The 15,591-nt window shown below is 72.1% G+C and carries 17 protein-coding genes and 1 pseudogene; 7 read left to right on the top strand and 11 right to left on the bottom strand.

Annotation, left to right across the window (positions count from 1 at the left end):
- Position 1: 1 nt before the first annotated feature.
- The 6 genes and pseudogenes from BD833_RS23540 to BD833_RS13200 form a co-directional block, all read right to left on the bottom strand.
- Complete coding sequence (locus tag BD833_RS23540; RefSeq protein ID WP_279536019.1) at positions 2-316, bottom strand: ABC transporter ATP-binding protein; 315 nt, start codon at positions 314-316, stop codon at positions 2-4.
- 147 nt (positions 317-463) lie between these two features.
- Positions 464-901: pseudogene (locus tag BD833_RS23535) on the bottom strand (ATP-binding cassette domain-containing protein); the annotation flags it as partial.
- A gap of 121 nt (positions 902-1,022) precedes the next feature.
- The gene (locus tag BD833_RS13215; RefSeq protein WP_166533613.1) at positions 1,023-2,051 is read right to left on the bottom strand and encodes an ABC transporter ATP-binding protein; all 1,029 of its coding nucleotides are present in this window, start codon (positions 2,049-2,051) and stop codon (positions 1,023-1,025) included.
- A complete protein-coding gene (locus BD833_RS13210) occupies positions 2,051-3,043 on the bottom strand; it encodes an ABC transporter permease (RefSeq protein WP_166533612.1) in 993 nt (330 codons plus the stop codon). Before BD833_RS13210 ends, BD833_RS13215 begins: the two co-directional genes overlap by 1 nt.
- Positions 3,036-3,959 (bottom strand): ABC transporter permease, encoded by a 924-nt coding sequence (locus tag BD833_RS13205; protein WP_166533611.1) that lies wholly within the window; start codon positions 3,957-3,959, stop codon positions 3,036-3,038. The genes BD833_RS13210 and BD833_RS13205 overlap by 8 nt, the downstream gene beginning before the upstream one ends.
- Positions 3,960-4,101: 142 nt before the next feature.
- Positions 4,102-5,742: a peptide ABC transporter substrate-binding protein gene (locus tag BD833_RS13200; protein WP_208092636.1), complete on the bottom strand. Its 1,641-nt coding sequence runs from the start codon at positions 5,740-5,742 to the stop codon at positions 4,102-4,104.
- A 382-nt stretch (positions 5,743-6,124) separates the two neighbouring features.
- Between BD833_RS13200 and BD833_RS13195 the strand changes: the two genes are divergently transcribed.
- Entirely contained in the window at positions 6,125-6,295 is a 171-nt protein-coding gene (locus BD833_RS13195; RefSeq protein ID WP_166533610.1) for a CsbD family protein, read from the top strand.
- Between the two features lie 90 nt (positions 6,296-6,385).
- Here the strand turns inward: BD833_RS13195 and BD833_RS22740 are convergent, their stop codons facing one another.
- Positions 6,386-7,141 carry a (deoxy)nucleoside triphosphate pyrophosphohydrolase gene (locus tag BD833_RS22740; protein ID WP_208092635.1) on the bottom strand — a complete coding sequence of 252 codons (756 nt, stop codon included), beginning with the start codon at positions 7,139-7,141 and terminating at the stop codon, positions 6,386-6,388.
- Between the two features lie 27 nt (positions 7,142-7,168).
- On the opposite strand from BD833_RS22740, the gene BD833_RS13185 reads away from it, so the two are divergent.
- From BD833_RS13185 to BD833_RS13160, 6 genes are all read left to right on the top strand, one after another.
- On the top strand, positions 7,169-7,651 hold the full coding sequence (locus BD833_RS13185; RefSeq protein ID WP_424945171.1) for an RrF2 family transcriptional regulator: 483 nt from the start codon (positions 7,169-7,171) through the stop codon (positions 7,649-7,651).
- 49 nt (positions 7,652-7,700) lie between these two features.
- Positions 7,701-8,249 (top strand): adenylyl-sulfate kinase, encoded by a 549-nt coding sequence (gene cysC, locus BD833_RS13180; protein WP_166533608.1) that lies wholly within the window; start codon positions 7,701-7,703, stop codon positions 8,247-8,249.
- A 227-nt stretch (positions 8,250-8,476) separates the two neighbouring features.
- Entirely contained in the window at positions 8,477-10,150 is a 1,674-nt protein-coding gene (locus BD833_RS13175) for a nitrite/sulfite reductase (RefSeq protein WP_166533607.1), read from the top strand.
- Positions 10,147-10,326 carry a hypothetical protein gene (locus BD833_RS13170; RefSeq protein WP_208092670.1) on the top strand — a complete coding sequence of 60 codons (180 nt, stop codon included), beginning with the start codon at positions 10,147-10,149 and terminating at the stop codon, positions 10,324-10,326. The genes BD833_RS13175 and BD833_RS13170 overlap by 4 nt, the downstream gene beginning before the upstream one ends.
- Positions 10,323-11,033 (top strand): phosphoadenylyl-sulfate reductase, encoded by a 711-nt coding sequence (locus BD833_RS13165; protein ID WP_166533606.1) that lies wholly within the window; start codon positions 10,323-10,325, stop codon positions 11,031-11,033. The genes BD833_RS13170 and BD833_RS13165 overlap by 4 nt, the downstream gene beginning before the upstream one ends.
- A 24-nt stretch (positions 11,034-11,057) precedes the next feature.
- Positions 11,058-11,351, top strand: a complete 294-nt coding sequence (locus BD833_RS13160; protein WP_166533605.1) for a 4a-hydroxytetrahydrobiopterin dehydratase — start codon at positions 11,058-11,060, stop codon at positions 11,349-11,351.
- An 18-nt stretch (positions 11,352-11,369) separates the two neighbouring features.
- Here BD833_RS13160 and BD833_RS13155 read toward each other — a convergent pair whose 3' ends face one another.
- From BD833_RS13155 to BD833_RS13140, 4 genes are all read right to left on the bottom strand, one after another.
- Positions 11,370-11,753 carry a VOC family protein gene (locus tag BD833_RS13155; RefSeq protein ID WP_166533604.1) on the bottom strand — a complete coding sequence of 128 codons (384 nt, stop codon included), beginning with the start codon at positions 11,751-11,753 and terminating at the stop codon, positions 11,370-11,372.
- Positions 11,754-11,850: 97 nt separating this feature from the next.
- Positions 11,851-14,109 (bottom strand): PhoX family protein, encoded by a 2,259-nt coding sequence (locus tag BD833_RS13150; protein WP_166533603.1) that lies wholly within the window; start codon positions 14,107-14,109, stop codon positions 11,851-11,853.
- Positions 14,110-14,276: 167 nt separating this feature from the next.
- Positions 14,277-14,681, bottom strand: a complete 405-nt coding sequence (locus tag BD833_RS13145) for a DUF3037 domain-containing protein (RefSeq protein WP_166533602.1) — start codon at positions 14,679-14,681, stop codon at positions 14,277-14,279.
- Positions 14,678-15,532 carry a HipA family kinase gene (locus BD833_RS13140; RefSeq protein WP_166533601.1) on the bottom strand — a complete coding sequence of 285 codons (855 nt, stop codon included), beginning with the start codon at positions 15,530-15,532 and terminating at the stop codon, positions 14,678-14,680. Before BD833_RS13140 ends, BD833_RS13145 begins: the two co-directional genes overlap by 4 nt.
- Positions 15,533-15,591 lie beyond the last annotated feature (59 nt).

Genomic DNA, 15,591 nt, shown 5'->3' with positions numbered 1-15,591 from the left:
CTCACTCCGAGGGCACCACGTGCCGGGCCTCGGCGAAGTGGCACGCCGACGGGTGCCCCTGCCCGCGGTCGACCAGCGCCGGGGGCTCCTGGGCGCAGATGTCCTGCGCCTTCCAGCAGCGGGTCCGGAACCGGCAGCCCGACGGCGGGTCGGCCGGGCTGGGCAGGTCGCCCTGCAGCAGGATCCGCTCCTTGAGGCCGCGCAGGTGCGGCTCGTGCACCGGCACCGAGGACAGCAGCGCCTGGGTGTACGGGTGGGACGGCGACCCGTACACCTCGTGGTGCGTGCCCTCCTCGACCACGCTGCCCAGGTACATCACCGACACCCGGTCGGAGATGTGCCGGACGACCGAGAGGTCGTGGGCGATGAAGACGTAGGAGAGCCCCATCTCCTTCTGCAGGTCCTCCAGCAGGTTCACCACCTGCGCCTGGACCGAGACGTCCAGCGCGGAGACCGGCTCGTCGCACACGATGATCTCCGGGCGGAGCGCCAGCGCGCGGGCGATGCCGATGCGCTGCCGCTGGCCGCCGGAGAACTGGTGGGGGTAGCGGTTGACGTAGTCGGGGTTGAGCCCGACCCGCTCCAGCAGTGCGCGGGCCTCGTTGCGCCGGTCCTACTTCGGGACGATGTCGGCGTGCACGTCCCAGCCCTCGGCGACGATGTCGCCGACGGTCATCCGCGGGTTCAGCGAGGAGTACGGGTCCTGGAAGATGATCTGGACCCGCCGGCGGTAGTTCTTGAGCTGCCGGCGGCCCATCTTCGAGACGTCGTCGCCGTGGAACAGGATCTGCCCCGCGGTCGGCTTCTCCAGGCCCATCAGCAGCTTGGCCACGGTCGACTTGCCGCAGCCGGACTCGCCCACCAGGCCGAGGGTCTCCCCCCGGTTCAGCACCAGGTTCACCCCGTCCACGGCGTGCACCTGGCCGACGACGCGGCGGGCGATGACCCCGGAGGTCAGCGGGAAGTACTTGACCAGGCCGTTGACCTCCAGCAGGGGCGGCTCGCCCAGGGTCCGGGTCGCCTCAGGCACCGAGGACCTCCTCGCGGTAGTGGCAGGCGCTCGCGCGGCCGGGGACCCCGACCGGGAGCAGGAGCGGGACGTCGTCCCGGCAGTTCTTGCCGGGCGGCGCGTTCTCGAGCACCCGCCGCGGGCACCGGGGGTGGAAGGAGCACCCGGACGGGATCCGCGACAGGTCCGGCGGGGTGCCGACGATGGGCCGCAGCCGGGTGCCCTTGCTCTCCACGGACGGGATGGAGGCCATGAGGCCCTCGGTGTAGGGGTGCGACGGGTCGGCGAACACCTCGTCGACGGTGCCGGTCTCCACCACGCCGCCCGCGTACATGACGACGACGCGGTCGGCGACCTCGTTGACGACCCCGAGGTCGTGGGTGATCAGCAGCAGGCCCATGCCGGTCTCCCGCTGCAGGTCCTTGAGCAGCTGCATGATCTGGGCCTGCACGGTGACGTCGAGCGCCGTCGTCGGCTCGTCGGCGATGAGCAGCTTGGGGTCCAGGGCCAGCGCCATGGCGATCATGACGCGCTGGCGCATACCGCCGGAGAACTGGTGCGGGAAGGCGTTCGCCCGGCGCCGCGCCTCCGGGATGTTCACCCGGTCCAGCAGCTCGACCGCGGCCTCCTTGGCCTCCTTGCGGCTGGCGCCGCGGTGGGCCCGGAACATCTCCGCGATCTGGTACCCGACGGTGAAGACGGGGTTCAGCGAGGAGAGGGCGTCCTGGAAGATCATGGACACGCCCGGCCCGCGGACCGCCCGCTGCTCCTCTGCGGAGGAGGTCAGCAGGTCCTTGCCCTCGAACAGCACCCGACCGTTGGTCACGAAGCCGGGAGGCGAGTCGAGGATGCCCATCACCGCCTGGACGCTGACGCTCTTGCCCGACCCCGACTCCCCGAGGATCGCCACGGTCTCGCCGCGGTGCACCTCGTAGCTGATGCCGTTGACGGCGTTGACCACGCCCTTGGGCGTGCGGAACTCGACGGTGAGGTCGTCGACCTCGAGGACGGGGGTGGCGGAGGACGCCGGAACTGCTGTCATCACCGGAGCTTCGGGTCGAGGGCGTCGCGCAGGGCGTCGCCGATGAGGATGAACGACAGGACGGTCAGGGACAGGAACACGCTCGGGAAGAAGATGAGGTGCGCCGCGTCCCGGAGCCGGTTCTGCGCCGAGTTGATCTGCAGGCCCCAGGAGATCTCGGGCAGCTGCAGCCCGATGCCGAGGAAGGTCAGGGTGGCCTCCGCGGCGATCAGGGTGCCGATGAAGATCGTCGAGTAGACGAGCACCGGCGCGATCGCGTTGGGCAGGATGTGCCGCAGCAGGATCCGCGGCGTCGAGGCGCCCAGCGCCCGCGCCGCCTGCACGTAGTCGGCTTCCTTGACCGACACCACCGTCGACCGGACCAGCCGCATCGCGGTCATCCAGCCGAACACGATCAGCGCCAAGGACACCTCGAGGACGCCGCGCTCGGGCAGCACCGCCAGCAGGATGAAGGCACCGAGGATCAGCGGCAGGCCGTAGAAGATGTCGGTGATCCGCGCCAGCACGCTGTCGATCCAGCCGCCGTAGTAGCCGGCCAGCGCCCCGACGACGACGCCGATGACGAGGGTGCCGAGCATCGACAGGAAGCCGATCGCCACCGAGATCCGGGCGCCGTAGACCACGTTGCTGTAGTAGTCGCAGCCCTGGACGTCGTAGCCGAACCACGCCGCCGCGCTGGGGCCCTGCGCCGAACGGGCCAGGTCGCAGTCGCGCGGGTCGGCGTTGGTGAACAGCTGCGGGAACACCGCCATGACCAGGAACACGACCAGCAGCACCGAGCCGATGAGGAAGAACGGGTTCCGCCGCAGGCTGCGCCAGGCGTCGGACCACAGGCTGGCCTCGCCGATCTCGGGACCGGCGGACTTCGCCTCGAGGGTGGTGTCCGCCCACTCGTCGGTCCGCTGGACCGTCCCCGAGCGGTCGCCGATCGGCTCCGGCGCGTTGCCCAGCTCCCCGGCTCGCCGTGCGGCGTCGGGGCGGTTGTCAGTCATAGCGGATCCTCGGGTCGAGGAGGGCGTACAGGACGTCCACCAGCAGGTTGAAGAAGATGTAGAAGAAGACGAACAGCGTCACGATCCCGACGACGACCGCGCCCTCCTGGCGGAGGACGGCGTCGTACACGGCCCGGCCGAGCCCCGGGATGTTGAAGATCGACTCGGTCACGATCGCGCCACCCATGAGGGCACCGATGTCGGCGCCGATGAAGGTGACCACCGGGATCATGCTGTTGCGCAGGGTGTGCTTGCCGATCACCACCGACGGCTTGAGCCCCTTGGCCCGCGCCGTCCGGACGTAGTCCTGCCGCAGGTTCTCCGCGAGGCTGGTCCTGGTCAGCCGGGCCACGTAGGCCAGCGAGAGGCTGGCCAGCACCAGACCCGGCAGCACGTAGCTGTACCAGCCGTCCCCGATGCCCGACGTGGGGAACAGCCCCAGCTTGAGGCCGAAGGCGAACTGCGCGACGAAGCCGAGCACGAACACCGGGATCGAGACGATCAGCGTGGTCGAGATCAGCACCAGGTTGTCGAAGAACGAGCCGCGCCGGATGCCGGCGAGGATGCCGGCGACCAGGCCGATGACCGCCTCGAAGATGACCGCCGCCAGCGCCAGCTTCGCGGTGACCGGCAGCCGCTGGAAGATCGTCTCCGAGACGTCGCGGCCGGAGAAGTCGGTGCCGAAGTCACCCTGCACCAGGTCGCCGACGTACTTGATGTACTGCAGCCACAGCGGGTCGTCGAGGTTGTACTCGGCCCGCAGCTGGGCCTGCACGGCCGCCGACAGCGGCCGGTCGCCCGCGAGGGCGCGGATGGGGTCGCCGGGAAGCGCGTAGACCATCGCGAAGATGAGGAAGGACGCGCCGATGAGCACCGGGATGGTGAGCAGCAGGCGTCGGGCGACGTAGCGGCCCATGCGCTGCCTCCTGATTCGTGGGAAGGGCCTCGGACCGGACCGAGGCGCAGTGGGAGCCTAGGACCCCGGACACGAAGGTGCGCCCGACCCGGGGGGTCGGGCGCACCTCCATGCCCTGCGGTCGATCAGTCGGTCAGCGGACTCACTCGACGACCTCGACGGCGGCCGTGTCGATCCGGCCGTACGCGTCGATGACCACGTTGCGGACGTTCTCCGAGTGAGCGCCCTGGTTGAGCCGGTAGAACAGCGGAGCCGCGGGCAGGTCCTCGATGAGGATGTCCTCGGCGGCCTGGTACGCCGCCACCGACTCGTCCTCCGTCGCGGCGGCGTTGCCCTCGGCGAGCGCGGCGTCGAACTCCGGGTTGCTGTAGAAGGTCACGTTCGACCCCGCCGGCGGGAGGGCCGCCGTGCTGTACAGCGGGCCGAGGAAGTTCTCGGCCACCGGGTAGTCCATGATCCAGCCGGAGCGGAAGGGGCCGGTCATGCCCTGCGCGTCCTGCAGCGGCAGGTACTCGGCGAACTGCAGGTCACCGCGGAGCTGGTACTCGACGCCCAGGTTCTGGCGGATCTGGTTGCCGATCGCCTGCATCCACTCCTCGTGGCCACCACCGGCGTTGAACCAGAGGTCGACCGGCTGGGTGCGGTCGAAGCCGGCCTCGTCGAGCAGCGCGTTGGCCTCGTCGACGTTCAGCTCGCACGCCTCGCAGGCGTCCTCGCGGTGACCCGGCACGACGGGGCTGATGTAGGACTGCGCCGGGGTGCGGGTGCCGTTGAAGATCGCGTCGCTGATCGCCTGGCGGTCGATCGCCATCGAGAACGCCTTGCGGACGTTCGGGTCGGCGAAGCGCTCGTCGTAGGTCGGGAAGCCCAGCGAGGTGATGTCACCCTGCGGGGTCTCGATGAAGCGCTCGCCGAACTCCTGCTCGGCCGAGGCGATCGCGTCCGGCGGGAGGGTGTCGACGATGTCGACGCTGCCGCCCTGCAGGTCGGTGTAGGCGGTGCCCAGCTCGGTGTAGATCCGGAACTCGACCTGCTCGGCGTTCGCCGGCTGCTCGCCGCCGTACTCGTCGAAGCGGGTCAGCGTGATGCCCTGGCCCGGGGTCAGCGCCTCGTCGGCCATGAACGGGCCGTTGCCGATCGGCTGCTCGCCGAAGCCCTCGGTGTCCTCGTAGAAGGCCTCGGGCAGCGGGTAGAACGCGGTGTAGCCGGTGGTGGCCGGCCACTGGGCGTACGGGGCGGCCAGCTCGACCTCGAAGGTCTGGTCGTCGATGACGCGCAGCCCGCTCATCTCCTGGGCGGCCGGCTCGCCGCCGGTCTCGGGAGCCTGCAGGTCGCCGTAGCCGACGATGTTCGAGAAGAAGTACGAGTTGCCCTGGGCGTTCGGGCTGTAGGCGGTGTAGTTCCACGCGTCGACGAAGGACTGCGCGGTCACCGGGGTGCCGTCGTGGAAGGTCCAGCCGTCGTTGAGCGTGACGGTCCAGGTCTGCTGGTCGTCGGACTCGATGGACTCCGCGACACCGGTGTACACCGGCTCGTTGGTCTCGTTGTCGTACTCGACCAGACCGGTCCACAGCGCGTCGACGACCTGACCACCCTCGGTCTCGGTCGTGTTGCCCGGGACGAGCGGGTTCTCGGGCTCGCCGATGTAGATGCTGTAGCTGCCGCCGTCGGCCGCGGCCGCGTCTCCGCTGTCGCCGCCGTCGTCACCGCCACAGGCGGTCATCAGCAGCGCGGCGGCGATGGCCGTCGCTACGACTCCACTGTTGCGCTTGCTCAACTTCACGTGCAATGCCTCCCTCAGCCCGCGTGTAGCGGGGGCACCGGACACGTCGAGCGTCGCCTCTGACGAGGACGGCCGGATGACTTGGTTGGTCTCGAGCGGATTTCGGACCCAGGGACGCCGGACGTCTCCCGAGTGCGACGGGGCGACCCTAGGCACGCCCCGGGAGGGGTGTCCACGTACGTCATCGAGTTGTGACCTCGGCTCACGTTCCGTCGCCGCAACCGTAACTTCCGCAGCCGTTCACCCGGCAGCCGGGCAGGTCTCCGGTGTCGGCCCCGACGGACGGGAGACCTTCCGCGCCCGGCCGACTGGGCGTGTCGGCGGCCCTCCCGAGGGGTACCCAGCGCCTCAGGCACCCCGCCGACGCAGAGGAGCACGACAGATGAGCGGCACGGACAAGCTGACGAACAAGATCGAAGAGCTCTCCGGCAAGGGCAAGCAGTCGGTGGGAGACGCGACCGGCGACCGCGACCTCCAGGCCGAAGGCAAGAAGGAAGAGTCGAAGAGCAACCTCAAGCAGGCCGGCGAGAAGGTCAAGGACGCCTTCAAGTAACCGGCACCGGCCCCCGCAGCGGGGCCGTCCCCGCACGACGGCCGGGCGCCGCCCCTCCACGGGGCGGCGCCCGTCGCCGTCCCCGGGCCGTCAGAGCCGGGCGAGGAGGTCCCGGACGGCGGGGAGCAGCGGGCGGTCCGCGGGGATCCAGTCCAGCGCGTCGAGCTCGGCGGCACCCACCCAGCGCAGCTGCGCGTGCTCCCGGGCGACCGGCCGGCCCTGCTCGATCCGGCCCCACCACACCCGCATGGTCGAGGCGCCGGGCGCCCCACCGGCGACGACGCCGTCCAGCGGCACCTCGCCCAGGAACCCCTGCGGGACGACGGCCACCTCCAGCTCCTCCGCGCACTCGCGCACCAGGGCTGCCAGCTCCGGCTCCCCCGGCTCGACCTTGCCGCCGGGGAACTCCCAGCACCCGTCGTAGGGACCGCCCGACCGCTGGGCGACCAGCACCCGGTCGCCGTCCACGAGCGCGGCCCCGACCACCTGGACGACGTCGAGCGCCCGGCGGGCGGCGACCGCGGCGTAGCCGTCGAGGTGCGCCCGCATCGCCCGGGTGATCCGGCGTCGCAGCAGGACCCGCTCGACGACCCTGCCGAGGACACCGGGCAGCCCGGTCTCGGCGTCGACCTGCTCGTCGACGAGCGTCCCCGCCTCGGTGGCCGTGAACCGCCGGGAGTGCACGACCCACCCCCGGCCCACCGCGGCGGCGTAGACGTCCCGCGCCGGGCGGACAGAGACGACCTCCTCGAGCGGCAGCCGCCAGGGCCGGCCGAGCCCGCGGGCGACGTCGAACGCCACGGTCAGCGGCGCCTCCACCAACGTGGTGAAACGCAGCCGGAACACCGGGGCACTCTCCCAGATGGCGGCACTATGTCCTGCGTGCGCATCAACGCCCGGGTCGACTACGCCGTCCGCGCCGTGGTGGAGCTCGCCGCAGCGGCCCCGGGTTCGCTCACCGCCGAGCGCATCGCGACCGCCCAGGACATCCCGAACCGGTTCCTGCAGGCGATCCTCGCCGATCTCCAGCACGCCCGGCTGGTCACCAGCCAGCGCGGCCGCGACGGCGGCTACCGGCTGGCCCTCCCCGCCTCGGAGATCTCCATCGCCCGGGTCATGCGGGCCGAGCAGGGCTTCCTCGCCGAGGTGCACGGCCAGCGCCCGGAGGACGTCGTCTACCCGGGCGCGGCGGCCGAGCTGGCCAGCGTGTGGGTGGCCGCCCGCGAGGCCTACCGCCGCGTGCTGGAGGGGGTCACCGTCGCCGACGTCGTCTCCGGGCAGCTGCCGGCGCACGCCGCCGAGCTGGTGGCCATCGACACCGCGTGGCGGTCGTTCAGCGAGCCGGTCGAGGGCTGACCCACCCCGGCCGGCGGACCGCCCGGGCGCGACGGCGACACTGACCGCCATGTCCGAGAAGCGACCCGGCGTCACCGTCTTCCTGACCGGCCTCTCCGGCGCGGGCAAGTCCACGATCACCGACGCCCTGGTCGCGGAGCTCGCCGCGGAGGGGCGGCCGGTGACGGTGCTGGACGGCGACGTGGTGCGCGCCCACCTGTCCAGCGAGCTGAGCTTCTCCAAGGAGCACCGCGACCTGAACATCCGGCGGATCGGCTGGGTGGCCGGCGAGGTGGTCAAGCACGGCGGCACCGTCGTCGTCGCCGCGATCGCGCCCTACGAGGCGGCCCGCGAGGAGGCCCGGGCGCTGGTGGAGGAGCACGGCCGGTTCGTCCTGGTGCACCTGTCCACGCCGCTCGAGGTGTGCGAGGACCGGGACGTGAAGGGCCTGTACGCGAAGGCCCGCGCCGGGGAGATCCCGGTGTTCACCGGGCTCAGCGACCCCTACGAGCCGCCCGCCCGCGCCGAGCTGGTCATCGACACCTCGGTGACCCCGCTGGCGGAGTCGGTCGCCCGCATCCGCTCGGCGATGGACGGCGCGGCTCCCCCCGCCGGCTGACCCACGGCGCCACCCGCGCGGGATGTGGGAGGATCGGCGCCATGACCGACCGCGGCAGCCTGCTCGTCGCGCGTCTGCACATCGATCTGGCGCTCGTCTCCAGCGCCGCCTGTCGCGCCGCGCGCTGACCCAGGTCCCCCGCGCAGCTCCCGCTGCGTCCCGATCCAGCAGCGCCTCCGCCCGGCCCGCTGCCGGCCGGTCGGGAAGCGCAGGAAGAAGTACGCCACGTGAGCACCCCCACCCGTACCAGCAACCGGCCGCAACGCGGTCAGGGTCAGTGGGCGCTGGGCTACCGCGAGCCGCTCAACCCCAACGAGCGGATGAAGAAGGACTCCGACGGCCTCGAGGTGCGTCAGCGGATCCTCGACATCTACTCGAAGACCGGCTTCGAGGGCATCGACCCCGGTGACCTGCGGGGCCGGATGCGCTGGATGGGTCTGTACACCCAGCGCGCCCAGGGCATCCCCGGCGGCAAGACCGCCGTGCTGGAGCCCGAGGAGCTCGAGGACAGCTACTTCATGATGCGGGCCCGCATCGACGGCGGGCAGCTGACCAGCGACGCGCTGCGGATCCTCGGCGGCATCAGCACCGAGTTCGGCCGGGACGTCGCCGACGTGACCGACCGGCAGAACGTGCAGTACCACTGGATCCGCATCGAGGACGTGCCGGAGATCTGGCGGCGGCTGGAGTCCGTGGGCCTCTCCACGATGGAGGCCTGCGGCGACGTGCCGCGCGTCATGCTCGGCTGCCCGCTCGCCGGGATCCTCGAGGACGAGGTCCTCGACGCCACCGACGTCATCGCCGCGACGGTCGAGAAATACGTGGGCAGCCCGGAGTTCAGCAACCTGCCGCGCAAGTGGAAGACGTCGATGTCCGGCTGCGTCGACCACTGCACCGAGCCCGAGATCGACGACGTCTCCTTCGTCGGGGTGCGCAACGAGGCGGGCGAGGCCGGCTACGACCTGTGGGTCGGCGGCGGCCTGTCCACCAACCCCATGTTCGCCCAGCGGATCGGCGTCTTCGTGCGGCCCGACCAGGTCACCGACGTCTGGGCCGCCTGCACGAGCGTCTTCCGCGACTACGGCTACCGCCGGCAGCGCAACCGCGCCCGGATCAAGTTCCTGATGGCCGACTGGGGCCCGGAGAAGTTCCGCCAGGTGCTGCAGGACGAGTACCTCGGCGAGGCGCTGCCCGACGGGCCCCCGCCGCCGCCCGCGAAGCACGACCAGCGCGACCACGTCGGCGTCAGCCGGCAGAAGGACGGGCTCAACGCCGTCGGCTTCGCGCTGCGCACCGGCCGGATCAGCGGCTCGCTGCTGACCACGATCGCGAACCTGGCCGACGAGTACGGCCAGGGCCGCATCCGGACGACGACGCAGCAGAAGCTGGTCATCCTCGACGTCCCGGACGAGCGGGTCGAGGCGCTGGTCGACGCGCTCGCCGAGCACGACCTGCAGGTGCGGCCCAGCGCCTTCCGCCGCGGGACCATGGCCTGCACCGGGCTGGAGTTCTGCAAGCTGGCGATCGTCGAGACCAAGCAGCACGCGCAGGACCTCTACGCCGAGCTGGAGAAGCGGCTGCCGGACTTCGACGTGCCGATCGGCATCAACGTCAACGGCTGCCCGAACAGCTGCGCCCGCTTCCAGACCGCCGACATCGGGTTCAAGGGCTCGATGGTCCGCGACGACACCGGCGAGATGGTCGAGGGCTTCCAGGTGCACCTGGGCGGGCACCTCGGGGTGGAGGCGACCTTCGGCCGCAAGTTCCGCGGCCACAAGGTGACCAAGGCCGAGACCGCCGACTACTGCGAGCGGGTGCTGCGCGGCTTCCTCGAGCGCCGGACCGACGGCGAGTCCTTCGCGCACTACGTCTCCCGGGCGGACGAGGAGTGGCTGCTGTGACCGAGCAGCCGCCGGAGGGCGGAAGGAGCCGGCAGCTGCCGGTGTTCCACTGCCCGTACTGCGGGGACGAGGAGCTGACCCCCTACGAGGGGGAGTCGGCCGGTGGGTGGCGCTGCGGCGCCTGCCTGCGGGCGTTCTCGGTCCGCCTGATCGCAACGGGGGTTCAGCAGGGATGACGACCGCCATCGCAGCGACGCCGGAGCTCGCCGCCGACGCCGACGCCCGGTTCGAGGGCATCGCCGACCCGGTGGAGCAGGCGCTCGCCGTGCTGCGCTGGGCCGGGGAGACCTTCGGCGACCAGTTCGCGATCACGTCGTCCATGGCCGACGGGCTGCTGTCGCACCTGGCCTCCCGCGTGATCCCCGGGGTCAACGTGGTCTTCCTCGACACCGGCTACCACTTCGCCGAGACGATCGGGACCCGCGACTGGATCAGCAGCGTGCTGCCCATCACGCTGCACAACGTCACCCCGCCGCAGACCGTGGCCGAGCAGGACGCCGCCTTCGGGCCGGCGCTGCACGACCGGGACCCGGACCTGTGCTGCGAGCTGCGCAAGGTGAAGCCGCTGGCGCAGGCGCTGGCCGGGTTCACCGCGTGGGGCTCGGGCGTGCGGCGCGACGAGTCGCCGACGCGGGCCGGCACCCGGCTGGTCGACTGGGACGCCAAGCGCGGCATGGTGAAGGTCAACCCGATGGCAGCCTGGACCCAGGACGTCGTCGACGCCTACACCACCGAGCACCAGATCCCGGTGAACCCGTTGTTCGAGATCGGCTACGGCTCGATCGGCTGCGCGCCGTGCACCCGGCCGGTCGCGCCGGGCGAGGACCCGCGGGCCGGCCGCTGGGCCGGCAAGAACAAGATCGAGTGCGGCCTGCACACCTGAGGTGACCGGCGGGACGATGGGCGGATGCCCCGTCCACCCCGCCTCTCCCCCGACGAGCTCGCCGCCGCCCTGCACGGCCTACCGCTGTGGGCGGGGAACGGGGACGGCATCCGCCGCACCGTCGAGCTGCCCACCTTCCGGGACGCCGTCGCCGCGATCGTGGCGATCGCCGACGTCGCGGAGGAGATGGACCACCACCCGGACGTCGACCTGCGGTACCGGAAGCTGCACCTGACGCTGGTCAGCCACTCCGCCGGCGGGGTCAGCGAGCTGGACCTCGAGCTCGCCCGCCGGATCGACGCGCTGCTGCCGGGCTGACCACCTGCCGCGGGACGGTCAGCCGGGCAACGGGCAGAACACGTCGACCCGGTAGCCGTCCGGGTCGGCCACCGTCGCGTACCGCTGCCCCCACGGGGCGTCGTACGGCTCCTTCACGACGGCGTGCCCGGCTGCCCGCACCCGGCCCACCGTCTCGTCGACGGCGCCCGGGGACGCCACCACCATGGCGAAACCGGCCGTGGTTCCCGGCCGCGGCGGCTCGCCGTAGAGCTCGGTGATCGTCTCGGCGGCATCGATCATCAGCCGGACGCCGGAGTCGTCCGCCGCCTCAAGGTGCGGGTCGTCCGGCGCCGTAGCGGGGAAGCGGAAGCCGAGCAGCTCGTAGAAGGACCGGGCACGGGGCAGGTCGGTGGCGCTCACGGCGACGGCGTAGATCTTCATGGCGACCGGTCTACCCGACGCTGCCGACACATCTGCCGGGCACGAGCGAGCCCCCACGCCGTGAACGGCGCGGGGGCTCACCCGGGGACGTGGCCGGTCAGCTGCCGACGCGACCGCCGTCGGGGCGGTAGACCACCGCGACGCTCGGCCGCGGGAACGGCCGGTACGCCTGCATGTCGGGCCACCGGCTCGACGGGTTCTCCACCGTGGACCCGGTGGTCTCGCCGGGGTGCTGCACGGAGACGAACACCGACCGGCCGTCCGGCGGGATCATCGGCCCGCTGCACTCAGCACCGATGGGAACGGTCAGGAACGCCTTGAGGTGGCCGCGCTCCGGGCCCGCGGTGGGCACCGCGAACAGCCCGTCGTTCGTGCCGCCGATGGTGCCGGCCTCCTGGTTGCGCGTGGAGAGCACGTTCCCGTCCGTGGAGATCCACAGGTTGCCGGCCGGGTCGAACTCCAGGTTGTCCGGGCACGAGATGGCGCTGACCTGCGACTTGTCGTACCCGGCGAAGTACGTGCCGGGGAAGTCCGGGTCGCCGGCGATGAGGAAGATCCGCCAGTTGAAGGTGTCGCCGGTGGCCGAACCCAGCTCCTCCCACTCGATGACGTGCCCGTTGCGGTTGCCGGGCTGCAGCTCGAAGGACGCCGGCGTGCCGGCCTCGTCGTCCGCGGGCTCGAACGCGTAGGAACGGGTGAGCGGGTTCGCCTCGTCCGCCCCCGGGCGGCCGTCCGCACCGGTACGCCTGGAGTTGTTGGTCAGCGCGGCGTAGACCCGGCCGTTCACCGGGTTGACCTGGATGTCCTCCGGCCGGTCCATCTTGGTCGGCACCTTCGACGGGTCGATCACGACCGGGTTGGCCGGGTCGGGGAGGTCGCCGTTCTCGTCGACCTGCTTGCCCAGCAGGTCGGCGGCCAGGCGGGTGAACACCAGGACCCAGGCCACGTCCTTGCCCGGGATCATCGACCGGCCGTCCTCGACCAGCGGGATCCAGTGCCCGACGCCGTCGAACTCCCCGTCGCTGGGGAGCGTCCCGCTGCCGTCGATCTCGGCGGCCGGCGAGTCGCCGGTGAACTGCGCGACGTAGAGGTCGCCCTCGTCCAGCAGGGTCATGTTGTGCTCGCGCGTCGCCCGGTCGGTGCCCGCCCGGAACGTCTTCTTCGACACGAACTTGTAGATGTAGTCGAAGCGCTCGTCGTCGCCGGAGTACGCCACCACCCGGCCGTCCGCGGCGATCTGCACGTTGGCACCCTCGTGCTTGAAGCGCCCCATCGCAGTGTGCTTGCGGGGTGTCGAGGTCGGGTCGTAGGGGTCGACCTCGACCACCCAGCCGAAGCGGTTGACCTCGTTGGGCTCCTTGCTGAGGTCGAACCGCTGGTCGACGGTGTGCCACTGGCGGGTCGGGACGTCCTCCGGGCTCACGCCGTACCGCCGCAGCGCCGCGAGCTGGGTCTGCTCGCTGATCGGCGCCGTCGTGCCGAAGTACTGGTTGAAGTTCTCCTCGCCGTGCAGCGTCGTGCCCCACGGGGTCACGCCGCCGGCGCAGTTGTTCAGGGTGCCCCGGACGGTCCGGCCCTCGGGGTCGGCGCTGGTCCGCAGGTACTCGGACCCGGCGGCCGGCCCGGTCAGCCGGAACGGGGTGTCCGTCGTGATGCGGCGGTTGCGGTCGCGCTCGCGGGTCGCCCGCCACTGGCCGGCCGGCCCGTCCCGGCGGATCTTCACGACCGAGATGCCGTGCGCCATCATCGCGATGCGCTTCTGCTCGTTCGAGATGTCGCCCGCACCCTCCTCGTCGGCGACCCCGGCGAACATCAGCTGCTCGTCGGTGTACTCGTGGTTGACCACGAGCAGCGCGTTGCGGTCGTCCAGCGGCAGCCACCCGATGAAGTCGCAGTTGTAGCCGAACTGCAGGGCCTGGGCCTCGGGCGTCTGCCGGTCGATGCGGAACGGCGGCGCGCCCGGCAGCACCGGGTCGCCCCAGCGCATGACCACGCTCGAGGCGTACCCGGACGGGATCACGAGGGCGTCCAGGAAGTTCTGCTCGACCGGCTCGAACGTCAGAGCGCCGCCGGTGTCCCCGCCGCGGCCGCGCGGAGCAGCCTGCGCCGGGGCCGGGAGGGCCGGTCCGGCCGCGATGACCAGGGCGCTGGCGCCGGCCACCTTCAGCAGGTTCCGCCGGCTGAACGCGGTCTGGACGACGTCGGCGAAGGTGGGGTTGTCCGTCGGGTTGGGCACGGCGCTGTCGCAGGCGTTGCCGCACTTGTAGAAGCAGGTCGTGTGGCTGCGGCTGCCGTGCCGGATGCCGGAGAACAGGGGCAGCAGCGCGCGCTTGCGCGGCTCGAGGATGTCGGTCATCAGAACCCTCTGGATCGAGACGAAGTGGGGCCCGCGCAGCCAAACCGGCTCCGGCCACCACGACGTGACGAGCGGGTGAACGGCTGGGGTCCGCCGGGCCACCGTTCTCACCGCTCGTGGTGGTCGCGCGTTCACCGGCCGACCGCGACCGGACCGCTGGGTCGGGGTCAGCCCTCGACGGGGAGGACCAGCAGGCGCAGCAGCCGGTCGGCCTCGGCATCCGGGTCGGCGGTAAGCCCGGTGTGCACCGGGCCGGGCTGGATCACCGTGCTGCGCGGGGCGGTGAGCCAGCGGAACCGCGAGCCCAGCGCCTCGCGCCCGGCGGCGCCGGCCCCCGGGTGGGCCGAGCAGACGTCGGCGGCCGCCTGCAGGGCGCGGCCGATGGCCACCGGGTCGGCCGTCGGGTCCAGCGCCCGCAGCCGGTCGGCGTCGAGGTGCAGCCGCGAGCCCAGGTAGTCGCGCTGCCGGCAGTAGACGAGCACACCCGCGTTGAGCGACTCACCGCGCTCCACGCGCGGGACGACCCGCAGCACGGCGTACTCGAAGGTCTCCCTGGCCGATGCTGCGTTCATCGCTGGCTCATCCCCTCGGGCGGCGGCGGCCCGAGCCAGCCCGGCCGGTTGGCGCCGACCGGACCGCGCCGGCGGCCCGCTCCCCCGGTGGCGGCGGCCGCCACCAGCCCGGGCAGCCACGCGTCACGGGCGGCCAGCCGCGCGAGCAGCTGCCCCGTGTAGCGGTTCCGGACCGCGTGCGCCGGCTCCCCGCCGTCGTCGGTCAGCCACTCGTCGGGCACCTGCTCCAGGACGCCGTCCAGCAGCGGCCGGGTGACCCGGCCGGCCAGCGCCGCGTCGGCCGCCGGCACGTCGGGCGCGCACTCGACCAGCGCGTGCGCCGAGGCGTCGTAGGGCCGGGTGACGGCGGCCTCGGCACCGGGCCAGTGGTGGTGGAAGGTGAGCGCGGCGCCGTGGTCGATCAACTGCAGCCGGCCGTGCCAGAACAGCATGTTCGGGTTCCGCCAGCTGCGGTCGACGTTGCCGATCAGGGCGTCGAACCACAGCACCCGGCCGGCGAGCTCGGGATCGACGCCGTCGGCGCCGGCCTCGAAGTCGAGCGCTCCCGGCAGGTAGTCCAGCCCGAGGTTGCGCCCGGCCGAGCGCTGCAGCAGCTCCTGCACCTCGTGGTCGGGCTCGCCCACCGCCAGCTCGGCGGCGACGTCGACGGTGACCAGCGCCGGCACCGGCAGCCCCAGCGCGCGGGCCAGCTCGGCGCAGACGATCTCGGCCACGAGCACCTTCACGCCCTGGCCGGCCGCCCGCCACTTCACCACGTAGGTGCCGAGGTCGTCGGCCTCCATCAGCCCAGGCAGCGACCCACCCTCGCGCAGCGGGGTGACGTAGCGGGTGGCGGTGACGACGGGCAGCACAGTGCGGTCAACCTACGCCCGGACACCGCCGTCCCCCACGCGACGGCGCCGCGCCGGCC

Source organism: Blastococcus xanthinilyticus (assembly GCF_008124835.1).
GTDB lineage: Bacteria > Actinomycetota > Actinomycetes > Mycobacteriales > Geodermatophilaceae > Blastococcus > Blastococcus xanthinilyticus.
Note: the sequence above shows the minus strand (reverse complement) of the source record. Positions and strands in the feature narration are given on the sequence as shown.

Bases quoted from the DNA above. Each gene is read 5' to 3' on its own strand.
- BD833_RS23540 (WP_279536019.1), bottom strand. From the start codon at position 316: ATGTACCTGGGCAGCGTGGTCGAGGAGGGCACGCACCACGAGGTGTAC.
- BD833_RS13215 (WP_166533613.1), bottom strand. From the start codon at position 2,051: ATGACAGCAGTTCCGGCGTCCTCCGCCACCCCCGTCCTCGAGGTCGAC.
- BD833_RS13210 (WP_166533612.1), bottom strand. From the start codon at position 3,043: ATGACTGACAACCGCCCCGACGCCGCACGGCGAGCCGGGGAGCTGGGC.
- BD833_RS13205 (WP_166533611.1), bottom strand. From the start codon at position 3,959: ATGGGCCGCTACGTCGCCCGACGCCTGCTGCTCACCATCCCGGTGCTC.
- BD833_RS13195 (WP_166533610.1), top strand. From the start codon at position 6,125: ATGAGCGGCACGGACAAGCTGACGAACAAGATCGAAGAGCTCTCCGGC.
- BD833_RS13185 (WP_424945171.1), top strand. From the start codon at position 7,169: ATGTCCTGCGTGCGCATCAACGCCCGGGTCGACTACGCCGTCCGCGCC.
- cysC (WP_166533608.1), top strand. From the start codon at position 7,701: ATGTCCGAGAAGCGACCCGGCGTCACCGTCTTCCTGACCGGCCTCTCC.
- BD833_RS13165 (WP_166533606.1), top strand. From the start codon at position 10,323: ATGACGACCGCCATCGCAGCGACGCCGGAGCTCGCCGCCGACGCCGAC.
- BD833_RS13160 (WP_166533605.1), top strand. From the start codon at position 11,058: ATGCCCCGTCCACCCCGCCTCTCCCCCGACGAGCTCGCCGCCGCCCTG.
- BD833_RS13155 (WP_166533604.1), bottom strand. From the start codon at position 11,753: ATGAAGATCTACGCCGTCGCCGTGAGCGCCACCGACCTGCCCCGTGCC.
- BD833_RS13150 (WP_166533603.1), bottom strand. From the start codon at position 14,109: ATGACCGACATCCTCGAGCCGCGCAAGCGCGCGCTGCTGCCCCTGTTC.
- BD833_RS13145 (WP_166533602.1), bottom strand. From the start codon at position 14,681: ATGAACGCAGCATCGGCCAGGGAGACCTTCGAGTACGCCGTGCTGCGG.